Origin of the sequence: Agrobacterium sp. SORGH_AS 787 (assembly GCF_030819035.1) — a bacterium.
Classification (GTDB): Bacteria; Pseudomonadota; Alphaproteobacteria; order Rhizobiales; family Rhizobiaceae; genus Agrobacterium; species Agrobacterium larrymoorei_B.
Genome location: NZ_JAUTBG010000001.1, coordinates 254,146 through 280,801 on the forward strand (window position 1 = coordinate 254,146; position 26,656 = coordinate 280,801).

At 58.0% G+C, this 26,656-nt stretch carries 24 protein-coding genes; 22 read left to right on the forward strand and 2 right to left on the reverse strand.

The genetic code is table 11. The features are described 5' to 3' along the window. Positions 1-46 precede the first annotated feature (46 nt). Complete coding sequence (msuE, locus tag QE435_RS01070; protein ID WP_349039893.1) at positions 47-607, forward strand: FMN reductase; 561 nt, start codon at positions 47-49, stop codon at positions 605-607. Between the two features lie 118 nt (positions 608-725). Here the strand turns inward: msuE and QE435_RS01075 are convergent, their stop codons facing one another. Then, positions 726-1,124 carry a metalloregulator ArsR/SmtB family transcription factor gene (locus tag QE435_RS01075; RefSeq protein WP_349039894.1) on the reverse strand — a complete coding sequence of 133 codons (399 nt, stop codon included), beginning with the start codon at positions 1,122-1,124 and terminating at the stop codon, positions 726-728. Positions 1,125-1,327: 203 nt separating this feature from the next. On the opposite strand from QE435_RS01075, the gene QE435_RS01080 reads away from it, so the two are divergent. The 7 genes from QE435_RS01080 (at position 1,328) to QE435_RS01110 (ending at position 7,701) form a co-directional block, all read left to right on the forward strand. Beyond that, positions 1,328-2,098, forward strand: coding sequence for an ABC transporter substrate-binding protein (locus QE435_RS01080; protein ID WP_349039895.1), 771 nt, complete (start codon positions 1,328-1,330; stop codon positions 2,096-2,098). Position 2,099: 1 nt separating this feature from the next. Next, entirely contained in the window at positions 2,100-3,233 is a 1,134-nt protein-coding gene (locus QE435_RS01085; RefSeq protein ID WP_306929952.1) for an LLM class flavin-dependent oxidoreductase, read from the forward strand. Further along, positions 3,226-4,062, forward strand: a complete 837-nt coding sequence (locus tag QE435_RS01090; protein WP_349039896.1) for an ABC transporter permease subunit — start codon at positions 3,226-3,228, stop codon at positions 4,060-4,062. The genes QE435_RS01085 and QE435_RS01090 overlap by 8 nt, the downstream gene beginning before the upstream one ends. After that, entirely contained in the window at positions 4,059-4,763 is a 705-nt protein-coding gene (locus QE435_RS01095) for an ABC transporter ATP-binding protein (protein ID WP_349039897.1), read from the forward strand. Before QE435_RS01090 ends, QE435_RS01095 begins: the two co-directional genes overlap by 4 nt. Before the next feature lie 45 nt (positions 4,764-4,808). Continuing rightward, on the forward strand, positions 4,809-5,762 hold the full coding sequence (locus QE435_RS01100) for an aliphatic sulfonate ABC transporter substrate-binding protein (RefSeq protein ID WP_349039898.1): 954 nt from the start codon (positions 4,809-4,811) through the stop codon (positions 5,760-5,762). Positions 5,763-6,253: 491 nt separating this feature from the next. Continuing rightward, a complete protein-coding gene (locus QE435_RS01105; protein WP_349039899.1) occupies positions 6,254-6,511 on the forward strand; it encodes a hypothetical protein in 258 nt (85 codons plus the stop codon). 290 nt (positions 6,512-6,801) lie between these two features. Continuing rightward, entirely contained in the window at positions 6,802-7,701 is a 900-nt protein-coding gene (locus QE435_RS01110; RefSeq protein WP_349039900.1) for an AraC family transcriptional regulator, read from the forward strand. A 36-nt stretch (positions 7,702-7,737) separates the two neighbouring features. On the opposite strand, the gene QE435_RS01115 is transcribed toward QE435_RS01110, so the two are convergent. Further along, on the reverse strand, positions 7,738-9,864 hold the full coding sequence (locus QE435_RS01115; protein ID WP_349039901.1) for a TonB-dependent siderophore receptor: 2,127 nt from the start codon (positions 9,862-9,864) through the stop codon (positions 7,738-7,740). 278 nt (positions 9,865-10,142) lie between these two features. Between QE435_RS01115 and QE435_RS01120 the strand changes: the two genes are divergently transcribed. From QE435_RS01120 to QE435_RS01185, 14 genes are all read left to right on the forward strand, one after another. After that, positions 10,143-11,138, forward strand: coding sequence for an iron-siderophore ABC transporter substrate-binding protein (locus QE435_RS01120; protein ID WP_349039902.1), 996 nt, complete (start codon positions 10,143-10,145; stop codon positions 11,136-11,138). After that, positions 11,135-12,178, forward strand: a complete 1,044-nt coding sequence (locus QE435_RS01125) for an iron ABC transporter permease (RefSeq protein WP_349039903.1) — start codon at positions 11,135-11,137, stop codon at positions 12,176-12,178. The genes QE435_RS01120 and QE435_RS01125 overlap by 4 nt, the downstream gene beginning before the upstream one ends. After that, positions 12,175-13,224 carry an iron ABC transporter permease gene (locus tag QE435_RS01130; protein ID WP_349039904.1) on the forward strand — a complete coding sequence of 350 codons (1,050 nt, stop codon included), beginning with the start codon at positions 12,175-12,177 and terminating at the stop codon, positions 13,222-13,224. The genes QE435_RS01125 and QE435_RS01130 overlap by 4 nt, the downstream gene beginning before the upstream one ends. Continuing rightward, on the forward strand, positions 13,221-14,051 hold the full coding sequence (locus tag QE435_RS01135; protein WP_349039905.1) for an ABC transporter ATP-binding protein: 831 nt from the start codon (positions 13,221-13,223) through the stop codon (positions 14,049-14,051). Before QE435_RS01130 ends, QE435_RS01135 begins: the two co-directional genes overlap by 4 nt. Further along, complete coding sequence (locus QE435_RS01140; protein ID WP_349039906.1) at positions 14,048-15,109, forward strand: siderophore-interacting protein; 1,062 nt, start codon at positions 14,048-14,050, stop codon at positions 15,107-15,109. Before QE435_RS01135 ends, QE435_RS01140 begins: the two co-directional genes overlap by 4 nt. Positions 15,110-15,444: 335 nt before the next feature. Next, positions 15,445-16,122, forward strand: a complete 678-nt coding sequence (locus tag QE435_RS01145) for a response regulator transcription factor (RefSeq protein ID WP_306929932.1) — start codon at positions 15,445-15,447, stop codon at positions 16,120-16,122. Positions 16,123-16,183: 61 nt separating this feature from the next. Further along, positions 16,184-17,500, forward strand: a complete 1,317-nt coding sequence (locus QE435_RS01150) for a HAMP domain-containing sensor histidine kinase (protein WP_349039907.1) — start codon at positions 16,184-16,186, stop codon at positions 17,498-17,500. A 294-nt stretch (positions 17,501-17,794) separates the two neighbouring features. Next, on the forward strand, positions 17,795-18,778 hold the full coding sequence (locus tag QE435_RS01155; protein ID WP_349041102.1) for a MoxR family ATPase: 984 nt from the start codon (positions 17,795-17,797) through the stop codon (positions 18,776-18,778). Between the two features lie 17 nt (positions 18,779-18,795). Further along, positions 18,796-19,716, forward strand: a complete 921-nt coding sequence (locus QE435_RS01160) for a DUF58 domain-containing protein (protein WP_349039908.1) — start codon at positions 18,796-18,798, stop codon at positions 19,714-19,716. Further along, a complete protein-coding gene (locus QE435_RS01165) occupies positions 19,713-20,177 on the forward strand; it encodes a DUF4381 domain-containing protein (protein WP_349039909.1) in 465 nt (154 codons plus the stop codon). The genes QE435_RS01160 and QE435_RS01165 overlap by 4 nt, the downstream gene beginning before the upstream one ends. After that, on the forward strand, positions 20,174-21,220 hold the full coding sequence (locus QE435_RS01170) for a VWA domain-containing protein (RefSeq protein WP_349039910.1): 1,047 nt from the start codon (positions 20,174-20,176) through the stop codon (positions 21,218-21,220). Before QE435_RS01165 ends, QE435_RS01170 begins: the two co-directional genes overlap by 4 nt. Before the next feature lies 1 nt (position 21,221). Further along, positions 21,222-23,684 carry a VWA domain-containing protein gene (locus QE435_RS01175; RefSeq protein WP_349039911.1) on the forward strand — a complete coding sequence of 821 codons (2,463 nt, stop codon included), beginning with the start codon at positions 21,222-21,224 and terminating at the stop codon, positions 23,682-23,684. 14 nt (positions 23,685-23,698) lie between these two features. Next, positions 23,699-25,459 carry a BatD family protein gene (locus QE435_RS01180; protein WP_349039912.1) on the forward strand — a complete coding sequence of 587 codons (1,761 nt, stop codon included), beginning with the start codon at positions 23,699-23,701 and terminating at the stop codon, positions 25,457-25,459. A gap of 147 nt (positions 25,460-25,606) precedes the next feature. Next, on the forward strand, positions 25,607-26,635 hold the full coding sequence (locus QE435_RS01185; RefSeq protein WP_349039913.1) for an IS110 family transposase: 1,029 nt from the start codon (positions 25,607-25,609) through the stop codon (positions 26,633-26,635). The last annotated feature ends 21 nt before the right edge of the window (positions 26,636-26,656 follow it).

Consider the following 26,656-nt stretch of genomic DNA (forward strand, 5'->3'; position numbering starts at 1 on the left):
CGCAAAACTCAAGCGAAAAAGCTTTACCAGATCAATTGGATTTTCAATGAGCAATAACCTCATCGTCGGCTTTTCCGGCAACACGACACGCCCCTCCAGCACGCGACGCTTCGTCGAAAGCGTCACTGAGGCTCTGGCACAGCGCGCTGGCCTCGACCACGTCGTTTTCGATATCGAGGACCTAGGCCCCTCATTGCTGTCGGCTCGCTCGGTCGCCGATCTCGACCCGCAGGCGCGCAAGCGCGTACAGACAATCATTGAAGCCGATGCACTCGTCATTGGCTCTCCGACCTACAAGGGCAGCTATACAGGGCTTTTCAAGCATGTCATCGACCTGCTCGACCCTGCGGATTTACGCGGCAAACCGATCCTGCTGACCGCGACAGGCGGAGGAGACCGTCACTCGCTGATGGTGGAACACCAATTGCGACCCCTTTTCGCCTTCTTCGAGGCCTTCGTGACCCCAACGGCCATCTATGCTTCAAGCCGGGATTTCGTAGAAGGTGTCCCGTCCCCCAACGTCAGCGCACGCGTGGATCAGGCCGTCAACGAGGCCAATCTGCTTGTTCAACGCCGCTCGATAGCAACTGCGGTGGCGGCAGAGTAGGTCTCCTGCTTTTCCGTCGACCTATGACAGTTACCAAGTGCCAAGCGATCGGTAAATTTGCTGCGTGGTTCGGTCTGAAGAACCCCAGATCGGACATTGTTTGGCAGAAGAACGTTGATCAGCTCATTGGCGTCACGGTTGATGAGGTGAATTGCGTTCCCTTCCAGATTGCCGATGCGTCGGCATCTGGAAACAGCAGCCTCAAGTGACCGATGATCTGCCCTGCGCGTGGGTCTGCTAAGCGATAAAGAACCGCTTTCGCCTGCCTCGCTCCAACGATGATGCCAGCGTCCCGCAACTCACCGATCTGTTGCGACAGAGTGGGCTGGTGAACGTCGAGAATCTCCTCCAATTCGCCGACGGTCCGCGCACCTTCCATCAGGACGCACAGGATGGAAAGGCGGACCGGGTTAGACATCGCTTTTAGAAAATCGGACGCCGTACCGATAGCGCGGCATTTCACCTTCGGAACATGCGGTCTTCGTTCGCCCCCACTACCAGTCTCGTGTTTTTTCACTCTCATCGCTCCCAATCTTGGAAATTTTTTCCGTCTGCCCTTGCTCAGAAAGGGTTGAATTTCTCGCGCACCTCGCACTATCATTATATAAATTTATATAAAGAAGATCAATAAGGGGACGCGTTTTGGTTTTTAGGATTGGTCACCATCCGAACAATCTCCATCTGACATTAGCCTCTCGTTGGCCAGGGGCGTTTTCAACAATGCAACCGGAATTCGTCGCTTACGCCGAAGGCCGAGAAACCGGCGCGCGGCTGGCGAAGGGAGAATTCGATATCAGCGGCACCGGATCGACGCCGCCGATCCTTGCAAAAGCATCCGGCCTGTCTGTCATCTACGCGGCTGCATCTGCCCCAAGGCCGACGAATGGTGCGATCCTCGTTTCGAAAACAAGCGACATCAACTCGGTCGCGGATTTGAAGGGAAAACCGATTGCCCTCGTCGATGGCTCCTTTCTCAGCTATCTTCTGGCCAAGCAACTCGAAGAGATCGGACTGCGCCTGACGGACATAGTTCGTCAGGATATGTCGCCGAATGACTCTCTTGCGGCGCTGCGCGAAAACTCGGTGGCAGCTTGGGTTGCGATGACCCCGCATCTGGAGCAGGTTCTGGTGAGCGGCGAATTCACCGTTCTTGCGCGATGCGGGACGCTTATTCCCAATCGATCCACTTTCTGGACAATCGAAAACCGCGGATTGACAAAGGCAACTTTAGAGGACTTCACCGGCGAGTTGAAGCATCTCGGCAGCCAGATTGCCAAAGATCCAGAGAAGGCTGCCGAGCTTCTGTCCCCTTCTGGCGAAGAGGCGGAACGGCGCGCATGGACACGTGTGGTTTCCGAGCGGAACTGGCAGGTGGATGCGGCAGATCAATCTCTGTTGCGCGAACAGCAGGAAGAGGCCGACACGCTCTTTCACCACGGCGACCTTGATACAAAACTGACCATTTATCCGGTGGATGAGGGAGATCTCTGACATGAACGTGCTCTGGTACATGTGTGCACCCGACGGCGCTTATCCCTGGAAACCGGAGGGCTCCCGCACCATCGACTATGGTTATTACAAGCAGCTTGCGCAGGCCTACGATCATCTGGGTTTTACCGGAGCTCTGTTTGCAACAGGCGCGCATGATGTGTGGCCGCTTGCCAGCGCCCTCCTGCCCTACACCGAGAGAATGAAATTCCTCGTGGCGTTCCACCCCGGACTGATCGCGCCCACGCTGCTGGCCAAGATGGCGGCAACATTCCAGGAGTTTTCGAACGGACGGCTGATGCTCAATGTCGTGTCCGGCGACGCCAAGATGCTGGGTGCCTATGGCATGATGCTGCCACATGACGAGCGCTATGCGATGGCCGATGAGTATCTGACGATCTGGCACCGGCTGATGGCTGGCGAGAGCGTCACCCACAAGGGTCAGTATTTCCAGACGGAAGGTGCCAAGCTGGCACTTCCAGCGGGCACCTCGATCCAGCCGCCACCGCTCTGGTTTGGCGGCTCTTCCGACAGCGCCATGGAGGTCGCGGCCAAGCACGTCGAAACCTATCTCTCCTGGGGCGAGACACCGGAACAGATGGGCGAGAAGGTTCAAAGGGTCAAATCCAAAGCCGCCGAATATGGACGCGAGCTCACCTACGGCATCCGGCTTTATGTGATTGTTCGCCAGACCGATGAAAAGGCATGGGAGGCGGCTGCCGACCTCTATGACCAAATGGACGACGCGGCGATTGCGGCAAACCAGCGTTTCGTCTCCAATACGGACTCGGTCGGGCAACAGCGCATGAGCGCCATGCATGGCGGCATCAAGCCTGCCAATCTGCGCGATCTGGAGATCGCCCCCAACCTTTGGGCGGGTGTAGGCCTCGTTCGTCCAGGACCGGGCACCGCTATTGTCGGTTCTCCCGACACGGTGATCCGCACGCTCGAAGAATATCAAAAGATCGGCGTCGATACCTTCATCCTCTCAGGCATGCCATTGCTTGAGGAAGCCTACCGCTTTGGCGAACTGGTACTGCCGCGTCTTCCCGTGGCCCGCGTCGCGCCGGAGCGCAAGCACTTCACATGGTCCACTTTGTTTGATCGGGATCTAAGCGGAAAGCCTGCCAATGTCTGACACACTGGCGTCCGCGCATAACAACCGGAAGAACATCGAGCGCACGCCGAAGCCCAGGAGTGCACAGGGCCGGCTGTGGAATGTCGGCGCACGCATCGCTTCCCCGATTGCGCTTGTCGCTCTCTGGCAAATTGCGAGCGTGACGGGTTTTCTGTCTCCTCGTATACTGGCAGCCCCGAGCGATATCATCGCGACGGCGGCTCGTCTGATCGCATCCGGGGAACTCATCACCGGGCTAGCCGTGTCGTTTCTGCGCGTGACTGCCGGGTTTTCAATTGCGGTCGTCATCGGAACCACGCTTGCGCTTCTGTCAGGCCTCTCGCGGCTTGGAGAGGCGGTGATCGACCCGCCGATCCAGATGCTCAAGGCCATGCCGTTCCTCGGCCTTCTTCCGCTTTTTATTCTTTGGTTCGGCATTGGCGAAGCGCCTAAGATCGGCCTTGTCGCCTTCGGGGCGATCTTTCCGATCTATCTGACACTGCATGGCGGCATCAGGGGAATAGACAAGAAGCTGATCGAGGCAGGCCAGACGCTCGATCTTGGGACCATGGGCATCATCCGCCACATTGTCATTCCGGGCGCATTGCCGTCGCTCCTCGTCGGCATTCGCTATGGTCTCAGCGTCGCCTGGCTCAGCCTCGTTGTCGGTGAGCAGATCAATGCGTCGAGCGGCCTCGGCTACATCATCACCTATGCGCGCGACTTCCTGCAGACCGACGTCATTGTCGTCTGCCTGCTGGTCTACGCGATCATGGGTCTGTTGACGGATGGACTGGTGCGCATCATCGAGGCCTATGCACTGCGCTGGCGCCCGCAGGTGATCGCATGAGCGACCTTGTCGACATCAGACAGCTTCATCGTTCCTTCGGCGGCCCTGCCGTTCTGGATGGTATAGACCTTTCCATCGCGCTAGGTGAATTCGTTGCACTTTTGGGCCGCAGCGGCTCGGGAAAATCGACCCTGCTTAGGGTTTTATCCGGCCTGGACGCGGCGCCTGCGCAAAAGCTGGAGATACCTTCCAGACGATCTGTGGTGTTCCAGGAGCCTCGGCTTCTTCCGTGGAAGAGCGTCATTGAGAATGTCGCCCTCGGCGTAAAGACGCCGGACGCGCAAAAGCGTGCGGAGCGGGCGTTGGCGGATGTCGCCCTGTCTCACAGGAAAGATGCATGGCCACTGACCTTGTCAGGTGGCGAGGCGCAAAGGGCAGCGCTGGCACGTGCTTTGGTGCGCGAACCCGCCCTTCTTCTGCTCGACGAACCCTTCGCGGCCCTCGACGCGCTGACCCGACTGCGCATGCACGATCTGGTCTTCGAACTGTGGCGCAAGCACAGGCCCGCCGTTCTGCTCGTCACCCACGACGTGTGGGAAGCTGTCGCCCTCGCCGACCGTATTCTGGTTCTCGATCAGGGACGGATCTCACGTGAAATACGCATCGACGCCGACCATCCCCGCCATAGGGGTGATTCTGAATTGATGTCCATTGAAACCGAGCTTCTACGCGAACTTGGTGTCGAACCTTCCCATGCCTGAAGCCCAACCTCACTCGCAAGCCCAAGCAGCAGACTGGATATATTGATGTTTACCAAGCGACAATTCCTCTCCACCCTTATCGTAGCGGCTTCTGTGATGAGCTTTATCCCGGCCGCTCAAGCGGCCGAGCAGACGATCCGTATCGGCTGGCTGCGCGGCCCGAACGATATCACCTTGGCCAAATCCCGCGGTACGCTGGAAAAAGCGCTCGCGGAAAAGGGAATCAAGGTCGAATGGGCTGGCCCTTTCCCCGCAGCAGCTCCCGCTTTCGAAGCGCTTAACGCTGGCAGCATCGACATCACCGCTGGCAGCTCGACGTCAGCGATCGCAGCCCTTTCGGCCAAAATTCCGCTGGTTATTTTCGCCTACCAGAAAATGGCGCCGAGCGCCGAGGGCATCGTCGTGAAGAAGGAGTCGGGCATCGCTTCGATCAAGGACCTTGCCGGAAAGATGGTCGCCGTCAATCGAGGCGGCACCGGCGAGTATCTTCTGATGCAAGGTCTGCAGACAAATGGCGTCGATCCGAAAAGCGTCGAGCGCGTCTACCTCAGCCCAAGCGACAGCGGACCGAGCTTTACCCAGGGCCATGTCGATGCCTGGGCAACATGGGACCCTTTCCTGACCATTGCCGAAACCGCCTATGACGGAAAAGTGGTGGCCGATGGTGCGGCGATCAAATCGGACAATGCGGTCGTTCTCGTTGCAAGCAAGGAGTTTTCGACCTCGAAGGCGGACCAACTCCAACTCGTCTTCGACGTCATCAAGTCCGAAAATGCCTGGGCGATCGCCAACAAGGCAGAGGCAGGTGCGGTGTGGGCAAAGGAGATGAATGTGCCGAACAATCTTTCGTCGAAAATCGGCGAGAACAATGCGGTTCCAACGACCGCCGTGACAGAGGCAGACGTCAAGCAGATCGGCGCCGTTGCCGAGTGGTATGCCAAAAGCGGCATTATCCCCTCACTGCCGGATGTGAAGGACAGCGTCGTTTCGCTCAAGTAACAGAAAGCGAAAGCGAGGCACAGGCAAGTTACAAGCAGCGGCTTTGACCGTTTCGTGAGACTGCGACGAGGCGGCCTTAGCGCCATAGTCTGCATGAGACCATGCCAACGATCGCCTCGCATAAAACACCAAGCGTTTGTAATCATGGAACGCCGGGGGTAACAGCAATCTCCAAGACAGCGTCAGGGTGAAGCCTAATTCAAAAACTGACGTTGTCGTGATTTCTCTTGGACGACAGACCGGAACCTCGCGACCGCTTTAAATGTTGTGTTCCGTCTGAACGGGGAGGAGCCTATGAAGACTTATCTCGCTACAACAGCCGTTGGGGTTACCATACTCGCCATGGCAACATCCTATATCCTACCCAAACAGAGCGACGCTGTCCGTCCTCCGCAACATGACCTAGCGGTCGCACCATAATCACACTGACGCAATAAAACGCTATCTCTGAGAGTTCAGCACTAGAGGTGTAGACCGCAAAGGAGGGCCAGATGGCAAAATGGGTTTTGGTCAAATATGAAGGGACGCTAGAGGCTGACCGATGGGAGCTACCTGGACACCTCGAAGAACGTCAGGTCGAGGAGATTGTCAGGCGGCTTGTGTGCCGAAATCTCAGCGAGGACGATATTATCAACTCTTCACTGCCTGAGGGAGATATCAGGCGCTATATTCTTTTGGATCGGAACGACGATCCAACTGTGATCCATATGGGCGAGAATCCCTTCTTCGTCGCAACACTTCAGGAATAACGCGCGCTGAAAGCGCGGCCACAGCACTGAAACAAATGCCACTCGGATTCAACTCGCGCCGCAGCATCTGCCTCTGGGACTTGCCCAAACATCTTGCCCACGCCGCCGAGAAAGCCTCCGCAATGCTGCACAAACCATTCCGCGGTATTCGGGATGACATAACCCTTCGCGCTGTCACTTAGATATGTTGATCATTCATCTCATAATTTGTTGACGGCCCGGATTTTTGTGTCCAGAAGTGACGACTTATCCAGCTCTCAGATCTTGGCGACAGCTGAAAGGCGTGTGCGGTGACATATCTTCACGCAATGCAAACCGAAATACAGGGCATACAGGCCGTTTCACCTCCTAGGTGGCGTTCGCTGGATGGCATCGTCGGCGTTCACTGGGAGGCGGAAGGTCACGCTGGCGCCAGTGGATATTACCTTTCGCCAGACCCTCGCATCATGCTGTTCTTCAAGGATGTCAGCAGCCATATACGCGTTTCCGATCAATCATCTCGTTTCGATCGTTTCGAACGAGGGTTAGCCTCTGCGATTTATGTCCCTGCCGGCGTGCCCTTGTGGACGAAGTTTACGCGGCGTCATCGCTTTTCGCACCTCGATCTGCATCTGCACCAGGATCGGCTGATGCGTTACATCGCTCCGATCGTCGGATCGTCTGCTGCTCGTGCCGTCTCAAAAAGGCCGGTTGAGCTCAAAGAGCCGGGACCTTTGATCAGTCTCGCTAATCTGGTTGTCGATGAACTGGACGACAGCGCCAGACACCCAGCATTCGCAGAAAATTTGGTCGGCAGCATTGTAACAGGCCTCCTTGATCTGCATGCGGCTGATGAGGAAAAGACTGTTGCAAGCGGGCGCCTGACCCAAGCTCAACTGAACCGGCTTTCAACCTACTTTGCAAATTGCGGTGGTCGCCGTCTAACCGTGCGAGAAATGGCGGACGTCGTTGGCCTGTCCGAAAGCTGGTTCGCCAACGTCTTCAAGCAAACCACAGAGATGACACCGCTACAGTGGCAATTGTCCCGCCGTATCGACCTTGCCAAAGGCATGCTAAGCGATACCAGCGTGAGCATCGCCGATGTCAGCGCGCAACTTGGTTTTTCCGATCAGGCGCATTTAACCAAGGTCTTCCGCAGTCTTACTGGCGATACGCCCGCCGCGTGGCGACGAAAACACCTTTTGACGTGAGAATGTCCCGGCGTTTTCGCCGGGACTGTGACCTGGCTACCATGTCTGGCGCAGCGACGCGTAGATGGTGCGTCCAGGATTGTAGTAGAGCGCACCGCCATCGTTGTTGGCGATGTGCTTCTCATCGAAGACGTTGTTAACATTCAGCTGGAAGCTGGTGTTTTCCCGGATGTTGTAAGAGAACGAAGCATCGAACACGACGGCCCCCTTCGATTTGCGCGTATTGGCGTTGTCGAAGTAGTAGGATCCTGTGAAACGCGCTCCAGCTCCAAAGGTCATGTCACCGCGCTCGCCATTTCCTTCCAAGGTGTAGGTGCTCCAAAGAGATGCCATATGCTCCGGCACCTGGGCAAACCTCTTGCCGTTATAGGTCGCTGCCCTATCCACAATCTTCGAGTCGATATAGGAGTAGGCACCGATCAAGTTGACGTTGGACGTGAGCTCGAGCTTGCCTTCGAGATCGAAGCCCCGATGACGGACCTCCTTCACCGTATTCGGCAGGTAGACGGGAGCCTCATAGGTGGTGATGTTCTCCAGCGTCAGATCGTAAATCGAAGCCGTAATGAGGGCTGGAATTGCTTCTGGACGATATTTGAGCCCGGCCTCATATTGCTTGCCATAGGTCGGTTCTTTCCCCGAAGTCGGCGGTGCCACCGATTCTGCGTAGCTGACATAGGCAGCAAGCTCATCCGTCACCTTGTAGCTCAATCCGAAGCGCTTGCTTAGTTCGCTATACGTGCCGCTCGCGGTTGTGCCGGTGTTGAGGTTCTTATCCTCAAGATCCAGCCAGTCATTGCGCAGCCCGAGGCTTGCGGTGACGCGGTCGTTGAAAATCAGGTCCTGCTGGAGATAGATCCCTCCATTGACCTGATCCTTTTTCGAACTGCTATAGGGCGAAAGAGGACCGGGACCACCAGCAAAAACGGGGTTTGTGAAATCGATCTGCGGTGCAGCGGTATAATAGTTCGCGCCCCGAGAATTGAAGTTGCTGTAGTCGGCGCCAACCAAAGTGCGGCTTTCGACCTGTTCGAACTCCGTTTCGTAAAGGAGATGAGCATCTGCAATGAAATGCTCGGCCGAACCGTCGCTGCCGAAGTAGTTGCGATTGACCCGCGTATCTGCAGGATCTCCTGCACCGAGCGCATCATAGATGTAGGTATAGCCAAAGCCGTTTCTCGACTTGCTGTAGCGCGCGTTGGAGCCGAACGACAGACCATTGCCGAAATCGTGCTCCAACATGACGGAGTAGGTGTTCCGGTTCGTCGTATCGTAGTTGTAAGACGGCTCGCCGAAGAAGCGGTCGCGGTTGAAGTCTGTGAAGAGCGGGTGACCGCCGCTACTCGGCGTACCATCGCGATCCAGATGGTCGAACACGAAGGTCAAGGAGGTCGCGTCGGTCGGTCTCCATGTCAGCCCACCTTGAACGAAGTTCTCATCATTGCTCGAGAAATCGAACTCGCCATCAGAGCGCTCGAATTTACCGGTCAGGCGGTATGAGAGCGTATCGTCTTCGGTCAGGTTGTCACCAAAATCGAAGCCCGCCTCCTTGTGTGCGTAGGAGCCCGTGGTGCCGTATATCTCGCCGAAGCGCTCACTGCGCGGCTTCTTCGTCACATAGTTGATCGCACCACCCGGATCTGAAACGCCAAAACCCGTGGAGTTCGCACCTTTCAGCACTTCCACCCGCTCAAAGCTATAGGGTTCTTCCTTCACGCCGGTCCAGGTGCGCCCCACCATCAAGCCATCGCGATAAGTGAAGGGCGTGAAGCCGCGAATCTTGACGTAGTCGTAGCGCTCGTCCGAACCATAGTAGTCGGTCGTCACACCGGCCGTATATTGCACCACCTTCTCGATGCTATCCGCCTTGCGCTGCTCGATCTCCTTGGAGGTCACCACCGAGACAGTGGCAGGTGTCGTGAAGATTTCCCCCGGCATTTTGCCGACGGCATTCGATCGTTCCGCGACAATTGACTTCGAGTCATTATCCGACTGGCTACTCCCCTGAATGGTAATCGTCTCCAGCACGGTGGCATCCCCGTTCACGTCCTGCGCCACTGCGAAAGCCGGAAGCAATGTGATGATTGCCGTGCAGCTAAGAAGGGTTGCGGTGCGATATCGCAGGAGAGCTCGAATTTTACTGGAGGCGGGAATGGCGCTGATCATGCTTCTATCCGGAAATTGGCGTTCAGATACTCCCGCCAATGACCTGGTCATCGTCTGGAGCCGACCGATAAGCGCTCCGCCATCTCAGGATGCGAGGCAGGCCGCCGCCGGTCAATCGCTCTATAACTGGATAAAATAAATCCAGTATTGTATATATCTCTCTTTTGTAAAATTCCCCGGAAAATCAAGTGTCGGATCGTGAGTGAAGCCTCAAATTGCTTGACCTCCCGAAATTAAGCTGAGACTGACGGTCAACTTAATAAGAAAGGAACAGGACCATGCGGGTCAAACTGCATCAGCTCGCGCCGCTTGCAGCCCTACTCCTGAGCATGACCTCTTTGCAGACCGCAGCAGATGACGCGGCTCGCTTTCCGCTGGACATCAAACATGCGCTCGGCACCACGACGATCGCGAAAAAGCCGCTCCGAGTTGCAACGGTTGCTTGGGCCAATCACGAAGTTCCGCTTGCGCTGGGGATTGTTCCAGTCGGCATGGCGGCGGCCAATTTTGGTGATGATGATGGTGACGGTCTTCTGCCATGGGTTTCGGAGCGCCTTAAGGAGCTCAACGGCAAAACGCCTCGCTTATTCGATGAAGGTGACGGAATTGATTTCGAGGCGGTGGCCGAGACACAACCAGATGTCATTCTCGCCGCCTATTCCGGATTGAACCAGAGCGACTATGCGACACTAAGCCAGATTGCGCCGGTGGTTGCCTATCCCCAGGCGCCGTGGTCCACCGATTGGCGCGAGACCATCCGTTTCGATAGTGCCGGTCTGGGCATGGCTGCCGAAGGCGAAACGCTCATCGCCGACATTGAGAAGAAGATCGCAGCAGAAGTTGCAAAATACCCTGAGTTGAAGGGCAAGTCCGCGATGTTTGTGACACATCTCGACGCGACCGATCTTAGCGTCGTCAATTTCTACACATCACAGGATACACGAGTTCGCTTCTTCAAGGATCTTGGTCTCTCCATGCCCAAAAGCGTGGTTCAGGCCTCGTCCAATGGCAGCTTCGCTGGCTCAATCAGCGCTGAGCAGATCGACATGTTCGACGATGTCGACATTGTCGTTACCTACGGCGATCAGCAACTTGTCGATGCGATGAAGGCCAATCCCCTCCTCGCACGCATGCCCGCAGTCAAGCACGATGCCATCGTGACTTTGGGTCGCGATCCGGTCGGCACAGCGGCCAATCCCACGCCTCTTTCGATCACCTGGGTCTTGCCCGCCTATGTCGCCAAGCTTGCGGAAGCAGCGAGAAAAACGGAATGAATGCGCGCGACGTGCTGCAACTGGCACAGCAACCGAGGTTCACTTTAACCGAGCGCACGAGGCTCCTATGTCTTGTCGCGGTTCTGGGGGGCTTAACGCTTATTGCGCTCGTTTCGCTCATGGTGGGAACGCGCGATGTGCCACCGGCAGACGTTTTGGCCGCTATCACGGGCGACATCTCCACTCTCGATCGGGCAGCGGTCGCAACGCGAATACCGCGAACAGTGCTGGCTCTGATTGCCGGGGCTTCTCTCGGATTGGCCGGAGCCGTGATGCAGGGTGTCACCCGCAACCCTTTGGCCGATCCCGGCATCTTAGGAATTAACACAGGTGCATCTCTTGCCGTCGTGGTTGGGGTTGCCTGGTTCGGAATTAGCTCCGCCCACAGTTTCATATGGCTGGCAATTTTCGGGGCGGCAGCAACCTCCATCTTTGTCTACACTATCGGCTCAATGGGGCGCGGCGGTGCCACGCCTTTGAAACTAGCACTGGCGGGCACCGCAACCGCCATTGCCTTTTCCTCACTCGTCATCGCCATCGTTCTGCCGCGGGCAGATATCGCCGGGGGAATCCGGTCCTGGCAAATCGGTGGGGTTGGCGGGGCCACCTTCGAGCGCATGGAGCCGGTCTATGGCTTTCTGATCATAGGCTTCGCACTCTGCTTCGTCTCTGCGCGAAAGTTGAACGTGCTTGCACTCGGGGATGAGCTTGCTGCCGGTCTCGGAGAGAACGTTGCCGTCGCGAGGATTATCGCAACAGTTGGCGCCGTGATACTCTGCGGCGCGACAACCGCCGTGTGCGGACCCATTGGTTTTGTCGGTCTGGTCGTGCCACATGTCTGCCGGCTTCTCTTCGGTGTGGATTACCGCTGGCTCCTGCCATTCTCCGCACTCGGCGGCGCAATCCTCCTGACACTCAGCGATATCGTCGGTCGGCTGGCCGCGCGCCCGTCGGAACTGGAAGTGGGCGTCGTGACGGCTTTGGTCGGCGCGCCATTCTTCATCTTCATCGTCCGTCGGCAGAAGGCGAAGGAGCTATGACCTACGCGCCCACGCCATCAGCCTTGTCGGAAATGGTCAGACAAAGCCGGACCCGTTACCTCAGACGTCGCCAAGCGTTGCTGTCCGTTGTGGTCCTGGTTGTCCTCGTCCTGTTCTGCTGCACTCTCGCCTTCGGCCAGACATATGTCCCCTTTTCAAATGTCATGCGCATCCTTGCGGGCGAAAACGTGCCCGGAGCGGGTTTTACCGTTGGCCAATTACGATTGCCTCGGGCAGTTCTTGGCTTGGTAGCGGGTATCAGTTTCGGCTTGGGCGGCGCGGCATTTCAAACCCTGCTGCGCAATCCCCTCGCCAGCCCTGACATTATCGGCATCACCTCCGGTGCGAGTGCAGCAGCCGTCTTCGCCATCGTCATTCTCGGGATAAGCGGCCCCGCGGCTTCCGTATTTGCAGTGCTGGCAGGGCTCGCCGTGGCACTGCTTGTCCATGGCCTTTCTTACCGCAACGGCGTCTCGGGCGCTCGGCTCATCCTTGTGGGCATCGGTGTCTCGGCCATGCTAGAGAGCATGATCGTCTACATCCTTTCCCGCACACCTGCCTTCAGTCTTCAGGAAGCCATGCGGTGGCTCACGGGAAGTTTGAACGGAGCGAAGCTCGAAATGGCAGGTCCTCTGCTTCTCGCACTTCTCGTGTTCGGTGGTGTTCTTCTGGTCAAGGCACGCGATCTCGAGGTCATGCGAACGGGTGAAGACACAGCCACCGCACTTGGCGTCAATGTGTCATCGACTCGCCTCCTGATTATCGTCTCCGCCGTGGGATTGATCGCGACAGCAACCGCTATCACCGGACCGATCGCCTTTGTTGCCTTTTTGGCAGGCCCTATTGCCGCTGGCCTATTCGGACGCCGTCATTCGATCTTACTGCCCGCCGGGTTGGTTGGCGCAGCGCTTGTTCTGGCAAGTGACTTCGTCGGGCAATTTCTCTTGCCGGGCCGCTATCCTGTGGGTGTCGTCACTGGCGCACTTGGAGCGCCCTACCTCATCATCCTGATCATTCGAAGCAACCGCCAAGGAGCTGCCTCATGACTGGTCCGCACCTTGAGGCCAAAAACCTTTCCGCCGGTTATGGCGAAAAGGAAATCTTGAAGGACCTGGATCTCGCCATTCCTTCCGGCCAGATCACCGCCGTCGTCGGAGCCAACGCCTGCGGGAAATCGACCCTGCTCAAGGCGCTTTCCCGCCTCATCGCGCCACAACGCGGCGACGTCATTCTCGACGGGCGCGCCATTCATCGGCTTCCTACGAAAGAACTCGCACGACGACTGGGGCTTCTGCCACAATCACCCATTGCTCCCGAAGGTATCACGGTGATGGATCTGGTCAGCCGCGGACGGCATCCCCATCACGGTCTTTTCGCATCCTGGACCAAGGACGACGACTGCGCCGTCGCGGAAGCGCTCGTGGCGACACAAACCTTCGATCTGGCTGAACGGCCCGTCGATGAATTGTCCGGCGGCCAAAGGCAGCGGGTCTGGATTGCGATGGCACTCGCGCAGCAAACCGAAGTCCTGCTTTTGGATGAGCCGACGACATTTCTGGACGTAAGCCATCAGATCGATGTACTCGATCTGTTGACCGACCTCAACCAGACGCGTGGCACGACCATCGTGATGGTGCTGCACGATCTCAACCTTGCTGCGCGCTATGCGGATCACCTCGTCGCAATGCTGGAAGGGCGGCCTTTCATGGCAGGCTCACCTCAAGATGTTCTGACACAGGACTTGGTTCGAAAAGTCTTCGGACTTGAGAGCCAGATCCTCCTCGATCCGATCTCAGGCAGACCGATGATGCTTCCCGTGGGTCGCCACCATTCGCGAGCCCCTAACGTCCCTTTGATGCAGGCAAGATCATGAACGCAATCCACCTCTCCACCCTTTCCGGTGTCGCCAGCCCTGCTGATGTCAACGCGATGCTCGCTGAAATTTGCGAGCACTTCGTTGAGCATTCCGATGTCGTTCCATCGGAGCACGGAGCCTCACTGAGATCCGAGGACTGGGCGATCGATATCAAGACAGCGAATGAGCGATTACTGATCGAAATTCGGACGAAGAACGACGAAATGCTCGCCGCAACACGCACCATGTTTGCCGAGCACTTATTTTATTTCGCCGGTGATGAACCGTTTATGCTCGAATGGGCAAAACCTGCACCCAGGGTCCCGCCACCTGGCTTTTACGAGGCAACAGTCGTCGGTTCTGAGGATGTGACGCCGCGCATGCGTCGAGTTATCCTGAAAGTGTCGGATGTGACACCCTTTATCGGCGGCGACATCCATGTGCGCCTGCTTGTTCCGCCCCTCCACCGGACGCCGGTCTGGCCGAAGCTGAAGGAAAACGGCAGTATCGGCTGGCCAGACGGGGAGGATGAACTTCTTGTGCGCGCCTATACGATCCGTTCAGTGGATGAAAAGGCCAAGCTCGTCAGCATCGACTTTCTCCAGCATCCGAAGCCAGGCGTCGCCACGCCCGGCGCAGACTTCGCCCGCGATGCACAACCGGGACAACGGGTGGCGCTCATGGGACCTGGAAGTGGCCATCTGCCTGAAGCAAAATCGATCCTCTTTGCAGGAGACGAAACATCTTTGCCAGCCATCGCCCGGATGGTGGAAGAAGCGCCACCCGGCACCACAATAAAGGCAATCATCGAAGTCGAGGATGCAGCGGAAAAGCAAGCGATCCGCAACGATGAACTGGTTTCTGTTGAATGGCTGCATCGCTCCACTTACGGCCAAAATGGCGGCAATGACCTTGTTGAGCGGTTGAAAGCCGAAATAGATAAGACCCCGCGAGAGACATTCGTTTGGTTTGCGGGGGAAAAATCAGATGTTCGCGCCATCAAGCGTTATCTTGCCGAAAAGCAACGCGACCGGAAGCAGCAATACGTCGCTTGGTATTGGAGTAAAGAGGATTGATGGCGAACGCGACCGCAAGGATGCTGTTTCAATGACGCTGCTGCATTGAAAAGCACCCCAGCGTGAAGCCTACTCGGGCGACACCAAAGTTTTCCGAGATCGAATTCCCCGAACGAATGGTCCGGGGGCTGATGGAGGCATGGCGAGTGATCACACCATTGCATTTGCGTTGGCATGGTCATTTCTCTGAAGACGTAGCGACCCTGATCACGCGGGGAGTTGGCTGCGGAAGTGGCGGCCCCCCTGAAACCCCATAATTCCGGCATTCACATGCACAGCAAATAGCAGTAGCTAGTGAGCGGCGAGGCATTGTGTTCAAACCGGAATTTCGAGCAGTGAAAATTTTAGTCGCGGAAGACGATGAGACAATGGCGGGATATATCCGCAAAGGTCTCATCGAACAGGGGTTTTCGGTCGACTGGGTGAGTGACGGTCGCGAAGCGCTGACCTATTGCCTTTACAACACCTGCGATCTTGCCATCGTTGACAGGATGATGCCTGGTCTCGACGGGCTTTCTCTGGTCAAGGCGCTGAGAGCGTCAAAAAGTTCACTGCCTGTCATCTTTCTGACGGCGGTCTCCGGTCTCGAAGACAAGGTAGAGGGGTTGATGGCAGGCGGCGACGACTACATCGTCAAACCGTTTCACTTCTCTGAGTTGCTCGCACGTATTCACGCCCTCTCCCGCCGACCGAAAGAGAATAGCCAGAAGACGGAACTCATTTGCCACGATCTCAAGCTTGACCTTCTTAAACGCGTTGCAGTCCGCCAGGGGCAGGTCATCGATCTGCAGAACAAGGAATTCGCACTGCTCGAACTGCTGATGGAAGCCGAGGGCCGGGTTGTGAGCAAGACCATGATCCTGGAGAAAATCTGGGACTTCTCTTTCGATCCTGGCACGACCGTCGTAGAGACCCATATCAGCAAGCTGCGCCAGAAGATCGACAAGCCCTTCGATACAGCTTTGATCCAAACCGTCCGCAACATGGGATACCGGATTCGTGCGCCTCACTGATCTTATGTCCGGTAGCTCCTTTCGAACTTCAGCAAAGGTCGCGATAGGCGTTCTTGTTCTCATGAGCCTTGGAGGGACACTCTTCATAGGGTCGGTTACCAAGACTCTGCGCGATGCCACCTTGCAGCAGACCCTGGAGGAGGCCGTCCTTTTGAGCGACGTCTACGCTGCGGAGGGGCGAGACGGCTTGGTGAAGGCAATCGGTACGCTGAGTAACCTCGTCAGCAGCCAGGACCGCATCTCTGCCGTCTATGATGAACATGGCGTCAACCTTGCGGGCGCCCATCTCACCATGCCGGATTTCATCGGTGTGCGCGACACCACGCTGCAGTCCATCTCGGCCAAAGGGAGCGAAGGTCATTTTGTGATATCGGTCCAGAAGTTCACCGATGCAACGCTCGTTGTCGGCCGAAATCTCAAGGCCGTCGACGAGATGCGCGTTTACATGATTGCCGGGGTGTTGATCATGACCTTGCTATTGACCTTCGGAACGCTGGTTCTGGGTCTCTTGGCAAGTGGTAGGAGTTTTTCGAAATTGAGGTCGATCGAAGGCGTTCTCGGGCGCGTTGCAAGCGGCGAGTCCGATGCGCGCGTACCGATCGTCGAGAGAAAGGATCAGATCGACCGCATCTCCATTCAGATCAACGCGAACCTTGATGTGCTATCGCGCCTGATGGACAGCATGCGCGCGACAACGACTGCGATCGCACATGACCTGAAAACCCCACTCGCGCGCGTCGGTCTTTTGCTGAACGATGCCCTCGACGCACTAGAGGCCGGACGCAATCCGCACCCACAAGTCGAGCGGGCACTCAACGAGACCGGCTCGCTCAACGAGATCATCGACACCATTCTCCGCATCACCCGCATCCGCGCCGGTTCGCCGCGCAAGGACATGCAGATGAACGACCTTCGCGGTCTTGTTGAGAATACGCTGGAATTCTTCTCACCGCTTGCACAGGAGAACGGGCAAATGCTCGAATTTCGTGCCGGGGACACTGAAGAATACCTGCTTTTGTGCGACAAGAGCATGGTGCAGCAAATGCTCGCCAACATCGTCGGCAATGCCATCGTGCACGGAGGCTCCGGCATTTCGATCCGGGTTCTCCTTTCCGACCGGCCAGAGACGATCGACCTCATCGTTGAGGATACCGGCGGCGGCATTCCTGACGCTCAACGCAATGAGGTCTTCGAGCTGTTCAAACGGCTCGACAGCGCTCGCAGCAAGCCGGGCAGCGGTCTCGGCCTTGCGCTCGTCAAGGCGGTCGCAGACCACCATGAAGCCGTCATCACGCTGTCCGCCATCGATCCCGGCTCCCCTGATCATCAGGGCCTGCGCGTTACGGTCTCGTTCCCCAAACGCCAACTTCAACAATAATTATAGAACGCGGCAAGCTGCCTCAAACTGCGTCGCTTAGTGTCTCAACTGTTCATCGACTTCGGGAAATGAACCGTGAAAGCAAGAGCCGACTTGGGCCGCCCATGCTGAAAGACCTGCTCCCTCTTCAGCATATGTCGCGGAGATTGCACTTCAAGCCTAAGCCGCCAGAGTGGCGGACGGACGCGGTGTAGCTGCCCCTTCGCCGGTTTCTTGCTTCCATCGAAGTATTGACCCTGAAACCGCGGCGCCTCGGCAAAAGGCCAGGCCCGATTGCGAGGCACTCTGATGACCATGAATACACTTCGAACCGCAGCCCGCTCGAACAACGCGCTTGTCGATGCGCTCCGCGATCATATGAACAAACGGATCGTCGGCCAGGAAACGTTTATCGACAGTTTGCTCCTTGGCCTGTTCGGTGATGGGCACATTCTGCTGGAAGGCGCACCGGGCCTTGCCAAGACCAAGGCCGTCAACACCTTGGCGGAGCTTATCGAGGGCGAGCCGTGCCGTGTCCAGTTTACCCCGGACCTGCTTCCAAGCGACCTGACGGGAACCGAGATTTATCGCCCGGAAAAGGGAACCTTCGAATTTCACCCCGGTCCTCTGTTTCACAACCTGATCCTAGCCGACGAGATCAACCGCGCGCCTGCCAAGGTGCAATCGGCACTCCTGGAAGCCATGGCTGAACGCCAAGTCACCGTCGCCGGGAAGACCTACCGTCTGCCGGAACTCTTCATGGTGATGGCGACCCAGAACCCAATCGAACAGGAAGGTACATATCCGCTGCCGGAAGCCCAGCTCGACCGCTTCATGCTGCACGTCAAGATCGACTTCCCCTCCCCTGAAGCCGAACGGGAGGTCCTGCGGATCGTCCGCGGCGAGGCCATGGCTGAAACCGTAAAGTCTACCTTCCGGGTGTCCCAACGTGACATCTTCGAGGCCCGGCAGGCGGCTCTGAAGACCCATGTCTCGGATGCGCTGACCGACTACATCATTCAGCTGATCCAGGCGACCCGCCGTCCCCAGATGTACGGCGCGGACCTCGCGCATCAGATTTCCTATGGCGCATCGCCCCGCTCGACCATCGCTCTGGACCGTTGCGCGCGCGTGCATGCCTGGATGAACGGTGCGGATTTCGCCACACCGTCCGACGTGCAGGCCGTCCTGCATGACGTGCTACGCCACCGCATCATCCTGAGTTTCGAGGCCGAAGCGGAAGGTAAAACCGCCGACGCCTTCATCGATGCCCTGATCGACAGGGTTCCTGTTGCTTGAACAGTCGGGAGACCGTCATGACAGACCAAGACCTCAAAGGCATTGTCGCGACCCTGCCCGAACTTGTTCGGGTGCGGCCACAGCGCGGCTTGACCGGCTTTGCACCATCCGGCCGTGTTGCGACCCATCAATGGGGTGCCAACCGTTCCGTTTATCGCGGTCGCGGTATGGAATTTGCCGAAAGCCGTCTGTATCAGCCGGGCGACGACGTAAAATCCATCGACTGGCGGGTCACGGCCCGCACGGGCCAAACCCATACCAAGCTCTTCCAGGAGGAGCGGGAACGGCCCATCGTCATTCTGACCGACATGCGCGCGATGATGCAGTTCGGCACCAGAAACCGTTTCAAATCCAATCTGGCAGCCGAAGTGGCTGCCATGATGGCCTGGACCGGACATGACGGCGGCGACCGTGTCGGCGGACTTGTCATGACGCGCAGCGGTCTGCGGGACTTCCCCGCCGCCAGAACGCGGCGCTCGGTGCTTGGGCTTCTGGAAGCGCTATCGGAAGAAACCCGGCTCGAGCGGCCTATTGGCACGGAGGCGACGCTGGCGCATGCCCTGCGCCGCCTGCGTCACCGCAACCGTCCAGGCACTCTGGCCTTCGTTATCAGCGACTTCTCCGATTTCGGCGACGAAGCGGAGACGGAGCTTCGACATCTGGCGGTGAATGCCCATGTCACCAACATCCACGTCAGCGATCCCTTTGATGCCGCTCTACCACCGCGCGGCGGGCGCCTGACCGATGGTGAACATGCCTTGGCCGTCTCGGCGCTTGGCGGACGCAAACTCGAACGCTACGCGCATGAATTCGAGGCGCGAAAAGAGCGGCTGGAGACAGTCAGCCGGCACCACGGCATGGTGTGCCACTTCCTGCAGACACCGGACGATCCCTCTTGGATCCTCCATCCGCATCTCAACCGGAGTATGGCAGCATGAGCACGCAACTCACTCCACAAATGCAGACCCAACTGGCCCAGCTTCGCGACATTCATCTGCCTCAGCCCATCGGCTGGTGGCCGCTTGCGCCGGGTTGGTGGGCACTTATCGCCCTCGTCTGCGTCCTCAGCGTGGTCGCCCTGGTCTGGATCCGGATACGCCGCAGGAGTGCGCGTTTTCTGGCGCTTCGCGAGCTTGAGGCGATCAAGCCTGACAGGCAGGACGAATTTCTTGCGCAGATCTCTTCTCTGTTGCGACGGGTCGCCCGCCGCCGCTCGGCCGGAGCCGATGTTTTGACCGGCGAGGCGTGGAGCGCATTTCTGATGCAAGGCAAATACGGAATGAGCAGCAACAGTGCAACGCTTCTGGCCACCGGTCCCTACGGTCTGCCGGCCAATGAGAATTTCGAACCGGAGGCGCTGCGCGCCGAAACCGCCACCTGGATCAGGAGGAACGGATGATTACCTTTCTCTGGGCATTTGCCTTTCTACTGCTGCCGCTGCCCTTTGTGCTGCGCTATTTCCTCAAACCCGCTGACAAGGGGTTGGGCGGTGCATTGAAAGTGCCGTTCTTTGCCAGCCTGTCGCGAGACCTGGGAGGCCGCGCCGACCGCACTTCGACATCGTGGTGGAAGCTCGCTGCTGCCTCGCTCGTCTGGTTGCTGATGGTGACGGCCCTCGCCCGTCCGGCCTATGTCGGACCGGAAGTGCCGCTACCCGCCGAAGGACGCGACATCATGATGGCTATCGACCTTTCCGGTTCCATGGCCGAGCAGGATTTCGCTGTCGGCGGCAGACCAACCACCCGCCTCAACGTGGTCAAGAACGCGGCTGATGCTTTCATTGAAAGCCGCAAGGGTGACCGCGTTGGTCTGGTTCTCTTTTCAGATCGCGCCTATCTGCAAGCACCCCTGACCTTCGACCGGGAGGCCGTCCGCAAGCTTCTTGACGAGGCCCAGGTCGGGTTGACCGGTCAGCAAACGGCAATTGGCGATGCCATCGCGGTGTCCTTGAACCGCCTGAAGGACAGACCAGCCGAAGGACGTGTTCTCGTTCTCCTGACAGACGGCGCGAACAACAGAGGCGAGATGGACCCAATCCGGGCGGCCGAACTCGCCAAGAAACTGGGGATCCGCATCTACACGATCGGCGTTGGCGGAGCTCCGATGGCCGTCGACACCGCGATGGGTCGCCAGATGGTCACATCTTCTGACCTTGATGAAGGCTCACTGCGCAAGATCGCGGAGCTGACCGGCGGCCAATACTTCCGGGCGACGGATGTCAACGGTCTGGCTCAGGTCTACCGGTCCATCGACAAGCTTGAGCCGGTTGGCGCCGACCCGGTGCATGTGCGCCCCGAAATCGCCCTCTATTTCTGGCCGGCCGGTCTCGCTCTGCTCATCGCCGCCCTTTCCGTACTGATAAGTACGGTTCCGGCTCTCATGGCAAACCGCCGCTTGTACAAGGGTCCGGTCAATAACGGCCCCGCAACTAAGGAAGCCTGACATGGAAACCAATCTTTTCCACTTCATGCGCCCGGAATGGTTCTGGGCATTGATCCCGGCGGGCCTTCTTCTTTGGCTCGTCATGCGGTCCCGCAAGAGCGCCACCGGCGGCAACTGGGGCAAGTATGTTGACGCCCATCTGCTGCGGCATCTGGCTATCAGCGGCGCAGCGGCCCGCGCATCCCGCTTCCTGCCATCTGTGGCAGCGGCCATGCTGGTTGTCCTGGTAACGGGGCTTGCTGGCCCCACGTGGGAAAAGGCTGAGGTTCCCTCCTTTACCGGTGGAGAACCCGTGGTTGCGGTTCTCAGTCTGGCGCAATCGATGAATTCGGACGACTTACAGCCGAGCCGCTTGCGAGGCGCAGTCCATAAGTTGCGCGACGTTCTTGCCCGCACGGAAGGTGATGAGCGCGCACTGGTCATCTATTCGGACATCCCCTTCGTCGCCGCTCCTCTGACAAGCGACAACAAAGTGATTTCGCAGATGATCCCCGACCTTTCCACCAAACTGATGCCCGTACTGGGCGACAGGCCTGATCTCGCCATCTCCGAGGCAGTGTCTGTCTTGAAGGGAGCGAATGCGACGCGGGGCAAAATCGTTCTGCTCGCCGACAACGCCGGTAATGCGGCGGCAACGGAAAAGGCAGCGGCCGAGGCACGCAAAGCCGGTTACACCGTCTCGGTTCTCGGCGTTGGCACCGAAAAGGGAGCTACGTTGCAGACGGCAAACGGTCAGGCCATTACCGATCGCTCTGGCGAAAAAGTGACGACGTCGCTTGATGCGCAAGCTCTTGGCGCGGTTGCCAAGGCCGGTGGCGGTACCTACTCCAGCGTGACCGCAAACAGCGCCGATCTGGACCGCATCCTGCCGAAGACCGACAAGGCCGAAACCGCGGGCAAGGCCCAGGACTTCAAAGCCGACAGCTGGGTCGATATGGGCTACTGGCTCCTGATCTTGCCGGTCCTGCTTCTGCCCTTTGCTTTCCGGCGCGGCCTGGTCTTCGCCATCGGACTGATCGTATGCATGAATTTCGTGCCCGGCATTGCGACACGGCAGGCCCATGCAGGAACCTGGCAGGACCTGTGGTCAACCTCCGACCAGCAGGGCAAGCAGGCCTTTGCCTCAGGAGATTACAATACGGCTTCGGGCAAGTTCGAGACCCCCTCCTGGCGCGGCAGTGCTGCCTACCGCGCGGGCAACTACGCGGCCGCAGCTCAGGATTTTTCCGAGAACGCCTACAATCGAGGTACCGCGCTTGCCAAGTCCGGCCAGCTGAAGGAGGCGCTCGGCGCATATGACCAGGCGCTGGCTGCCAACCCTCATGATGCAGACGCGAAGTACAATCGCGATCTCGTCCAGAAGCTGCTCGACGATCAGAAAAAGCAGGAACAGGAGAAAAACAAGCAGCAGCAACAGCAATCTGGCCAAGACGAGAAAAAGGACCAAAAGCAGCAGGCTGGTGGCAATGGTCAAAAACAGGACCAGCAGCAGTCTCAGGGTCAGTCCGGCCAGCAGGATCAGAAAGATCAGCAGTCCGGTTCCCAGGGCCAGCAAAAACAGCAGAACGCAGGTGGCCAACAGGACCAGAAGCAGGACGCTCAGAACTCGCAGAAACAGAACGGCGGGCAGTCCGGCCAGAACGATAAAAAGGATCAACAACAGCAAGCCGGCAGCAACGGTCAAAAGCAGGATCAGCAGCAATCGCAGGGTCAGTCCGGCCAGCAGGGCAAACAAGGTCAGCAATCCGGTTCTCAAGCCCAGCAGAAGCAGCAGAATGCAGGTGGCCAACAGGACCAACAGCAGGCCTCTGAGAATTCGCAGAAACAAAACGGCGGACAATCCGGCGATCAGCATCAGTCTGCCGCTCAGCCGGGCCAGGAAGGCGGTTCGCAGGAAGAAGCCAAGCAGCAAAACGCATCGCAGGGCGAACAACCTAAAGACCAGGCATCGGCCGAAGCTTCGAAACCCGCCGATGAGGCGAAGAACGGTCAATCCGCCAAGGAAGAAGGAGAGAAGCGCGCGGCTGAGAAGGCGAAGGATCCCAACGCCGGTGCTGGCGAGGAAAAAATGCAAGATGCCTCTGCAACCAAGCCGAAGGTTAAGGACGGCGGCAGCGAGCAGACAGGCCAGCAGCAAGACAAGACCGGTCCCGAGGCACTTGCCCAGGCGGACAAGGCCGCACAGGAGGCTGCCAAGGCCCGTCAGCAGGCAAGCGCTTCCGGTAACGAAAGCGGACAAGCCAGTAAGGAGAGCGAAAACGCTCTGTCGAGAATGCTGTCCAGTGTCCTGGAAGGCAATGGCACAGACAAGGGCGGCGAGAAAGTGAAGGCTTCCGTCCCCGGTGCTCCGGTCGTCGATCAGGCAGTCGAGCAACAGCTGCGCGAAGTCCCTGATGACCCGTCCGGCCTGCTGCGTGCCCGTATTCGTCAACATTACGCCCAGCTTCAGTCTGGCTCTAACTAAGAGGAAGCAGAACTATGAATTTCAATAGCCTCAAGACCACAGTCAGCGCTGCTGCTCTTTCGATTGCGCTTGCCGTTCCGGCCTTTGCCGCAGGGCTCTCCGCCCGTGTGGACAGCGGCACGGTGGCGCAAGGGGACACGTTTCAACTGACGCTCACGACCAACGGCCAGGCGGATTCAAACCCGGATCTCACGCCGCTGCAGAAGGATTTCGACATCCTGGGCACATCGCAGTCCTCGTCGACGCAAATCATCAACGGGAAACGGTCTCAAAGCGAGAGCTGGATCGTGTCCCTATCGCCGAAATCGACGGGCACACTGGAAATCCCCGCGATCACCGCGGGAAGCCTGAGCAGCACGCCCGTCGCCATCAAGGTGGTGGATGCGGGCTCCATGCCCAAAGCCACGGGTACCTCGGCGATCAACCTCTCCGCGACCCTTAAGGACGGCAGCCCTTTTCTGTTTCAGGAAACGCCGCTGACGGTCCGGATCGAGACCAGCGCGCCGATAAAGAGCGCCGAGCTGATCCCGCCGCATTCAAGCGCATTCGAACTCGTTCAACGCGGAGAGGACAGGGTGAGCCAGGCCACGCGGAATGGGGAGCCGGTGAACATCATCGAACGCACCTATATGCTCAAACCTCAGGAGAAGGGTGCAATCGAAATTCCCCCCTTCGTCCTGCGCGGCTCCGTTGCCGATCCTTCAGCGAGGGGCCGTGATCCCTTCGCAGATTTTCAGGGCTTTCCCGGCTTCCCCTCGTCCATGTTCAACGACATGTTCGATAGTGGCAAACCTTTTGCCGTTCGCTCAGAGCCGATCAAACTGACGGTACGCGCCGATCCCAACGCCGGCTCCGGGCAACACCAGTGGTTCCTGCCTGCCAAGAACGTCAAGCTGACCGCCAAATGGTCGCCCGAGCACCCGGTTTTCAAGGAAGGAGAAGCGGTGACCCGACGCATCAGCCTGCTGGCGCTTGGTGCCAGCACGGTTCAGCTTCCCGACCTGTCCTTCGAAAACACGGATGGCGCGCGGATTTATCTTGATGACGTGCAGAAGGGCGAAGATCAAACAGCTGAAGGCACCGTCGCCAGAAAGGATTTTCTCGTATCTGTGGTGCCAACCCGTGGTGGCGAGATAACGCTCCCGGATATCAAGGTGAACTGGACCGACAGTGTCTCGGGAGAGGCGAAAACAGCCACGCTTCCAAGCGAGGTCATCAAGGCCGAAGGAACGATACCGCCTGCCAACCAAACTGCAGCGACACAAAAAACTGCACCTGCCTCTCCGGTGAAGTCGCAAGGACATCAGGAGAGCAGCGAGGTATTGCCCGCCTCTCTATTTGCCGGTCTCGGGGTCGCCGCGGTCCTGGCCGCGCTCGGCGGTGCTGCGCTTTATGTCAGACGAAAGCAGCGTGCTGACGAAAGTCTCAGAAAACCCGTCGCGGCGAATACGTCCAAGCAGGAACGGCCAGCCGATACAGTTTCTGAACGTCGCAAGCAGCTGGCTCAGGCAATCAGCAAGGGAAAATCCGGTGACCTTCGCGGATCCTACGGCTGTGTTCTTGCCTGGCGCCGGCTGGCGGGTGGTGACCCGGCCATGACGGATGCAGCCAGAGAGGCAATTGCCGCTTTGGAAAAAGCAGCCTTTGCACCCGTGGCGGAAGCCGCAGAGGCTAGAGCCCATGACTGGCTCAACGTCCTCGCACGGGAAGACCGCAAGATCGGTGGTTCGCAGGACAAGACCTCGTCGAAGCTACCGTCGCTCTATCCGGCCTGAGGCCACGAGCTATGCCCGCTTCCAGGCGGCTTTGGTGACGTCCTTAATAACCGATTTGAAGGGCCCAAAGCATGCGTAATCGGGCGGTCCCACAAGAGGCAAGCTCCTAGTACAATCTCAGTGCAACCGAGATGAAGGGAGATGACGATGTTCTACGCTGCTTTGGACGTGTCACTGCGCTCAGTGGCAATTTGCATCATCGACGAGGTCGGAAAAGTCAGGCTGGAGCGTTCAGTACCATCAGACGTGCCTGATATTGTCCGGTGCTTCGAGGAGTTCGGCGAGCCTATCCACCAGGTCGGGCTCGAAGCTGGGACGCTGACACAACACCTGACTTACGGTTTGACAGAGGCGGGCTTCGAGGTCGTGTGCATGGAGGCTCGCCAGGTCAATGCCGCTCTTTCAGCCATGCGGAACAAGACGGACAAAAACGATGCCCGCGGCATTGCCCAACTGCTTCGATCGGGCTGGTACAGCCGGGTACATGTGAAGAGCGTCGAAAGCCACTACACCCGTGCGCTTCTTAGTAGCCGGAAGGTGATGCAGCGAAAATGCCTTGATCTCGAAAACGAGATTCGGGGCCTGCTCAAGGTCTTCGGCGTGAAGCTGCCGATACGCCTCAGGGGTGGTGCATTTGAAGTGGCCGTTCGCGACACGATCGAAAACGATCCAGCGCTCAGTCATGCGCTTTTGCCAATGCTGGAGGCTAGGCAAATGCTGCTGGAGACGTTCCTCGAATTGGATCGACGTGTCCGGAAGGCTGCAAACCAAGATGCCATAACCACCCGTTTCATGAGCGTCCCAGGCGTCGGATATGTCACGGCCCTAAGCTTCAAAGCTGCAGTTGATGACCCCGCCCGGTTTAAGAGTTCGCGAACTGTCGGAGCCCACTTCGGATTAACTCCGCGACGCTTCCAATCTGGTGAAAAAGATAATCCCGGACGCATCTCACACGCTGGTGATGCGGATGTCCGCGCGACGCTCTACGCCGCGGCCAACGCGATGCTCATGCGATCAATCGCGTGGAGCAGTTTGAAAGCATGGGGTGTGCGTCTCATGAAAACCAAAGGCAGGCGGCGAGCTATCGTGGCTGTTGCCCGCAAAATCGCTGTCTTGCTCCATCGCATGTGGATTGACGGCACAGAATTCCGGTTCGGATCGGAGGCTGCAGCATGACCTAAGACAGCTAAAGATTCC

Excerpts from the sequence above, each read along its gene's own strand:
- msuE (WP_349039893.1), top strand. The coding sequence starts at position 47 with ATGAGCAATAACCTCATCGTCGGCTTTTCCGGCAACACGACACGCCCC.
- QE435_RS01080 (WP_349039895.1), top strand. The coding sequence starts at position 1,328 with ATGCAACCGGAATTCGTCGCTTACGCCGAAGGCCGAGAAACCGGCGCG.
- QE435_RS01085 (WP_306929952.1), top strand. The coding sequence starts at position 2,100 with ATGAACGTGCTCTGGTACATGTGTGCACCCGACGGCGCTTATCCCTGG.
- QE435_RS01090 (WP_349039896.1), top strand. The coding sequence starts at position 3,226 with ATGTCTGACACACTGGCGTCCGCGCATAACAACCGGAAGAACATCGAG.
- QE435_RS01095 (WP_349039897.1), top strand. The coding sequence starts at position 4,059 with ATGAGCGACCTTGTCGACATCAGACAGCTTCATCGTTCCTTCGGCGGC.
- QE435_RS01100 (WP_349039898.1), top strand. The coding sequence starts at position 4,809 with ATGTTTACCAAGCGACAATTCCTCTCCACCCTTATCGTAGCGGCTTCT.
- QE435_RS01105 (WP_349039899.1), top strand. The coding sequence starts at position 6,254 with ATGGCAAAATGGGTTTTGGTCAAATATGAAGGGACGCTAGAGGCTGAC.
- QE435_RS01115 (WP_349039901.1), bottom strand. The coding sequence starts at position 9,864 with ATGATCAGCGCCATTCCCGCCTCCAGTAAAATTCGAGCTCTCCTGCGA.
- QE435_RS01120 (WP_349039902.1), top strand. The coding sequence starts at position 10,143 with ATGCGGGTCAAACTGCATCAGCTCGCGCCGCTTGCAGCCCTACTCCTG.
- QE435_RS01125 (WP_349039903.1), top strand. The coding sequence starts at position 11,135 with ATGAATGCGCGCGACGTGCTGCAACTGGCACAGCAACCGAGGTTCACT.
- QE435_RS01130 (WP_349039904.1), top strand. The coding sequence starts at position 12,175 with ATGACCTACGCGCCCACGCCATCAGCCTTGTCGGAAATGGTCAGACAA.
- QE435_RS01135 (WP_349039905.1), top strand. The coding sequence starts at position 13,221 with ATGACTGGTCCGCACCTTGAGGCCAAAAACCTTTCCGCCGGTTATGGC.
- QE435_RS01140 (WP_349039906.1), top strand. The coding sequence starts at position 14,048 with ATGAACGCAATCCACCTCTCCACCCTTTCCGGTGTCGCCAGCCCTGCT.
- QE435_RS01150 (WP_349039907.1), top strand. The coding sequence starts at position 16,184 with ATGAGCCTTGGAGGGACACTCTTCATAGGGTCGGTTACCAAGACTCTG.
- QE435_RS01155 (WP_349041102.1), top strand. The coding sequence starts at position 17,795 with ATGAATACACTTCGAACCGCAGCCCGCTCGAACAACGCGCTTGTCGAT.
- QE435_RS01160 (WP_349039908.1), top strand. The coding sequence starts at position 18,796 with ATGACAGACCAAGACCTCAAAGGCATTGTCGCGACCCTGCCCGAACTT.
- QE435_RS01165 (WP_349039909.1), top strand. The coding sequence starts at position 19,713 with ATGAGCACGCAACTCACTCCACAAATGCAGACCCAACTGGCCCAGCTT.
- QE435_RS01170 (WP_349039910.1), top strand. The coding sequence starts at position 20,174 with ATGATTACCTTTCTCTGGGCATTTGCCTTTCTACTGCTGCCGCTGCCC.
- QE435_RS01175 (WP_349039911.1), top strand. The coding sequence starts at position 21,222 with ATGGAAACCAATCTTTTCCACTTCATGCGCCCGGAATGGTTCTGGGCA.
- QE435_RS01180 (WP_349039912.1), top strand. The coding sequence starts at position 23,699 with ATGAATTTCAATAGCCTCAAGACCACAGTCAGCGCTGCTGCTCTTTCG.
- QE435_RS01185 (WP_349039913.1), top strand. The coding sequence starts at position 25,607 with ATGTTCTACGCTGCTTTGGACGTGTCACTGCGCTCAGTGGCAATTTGC.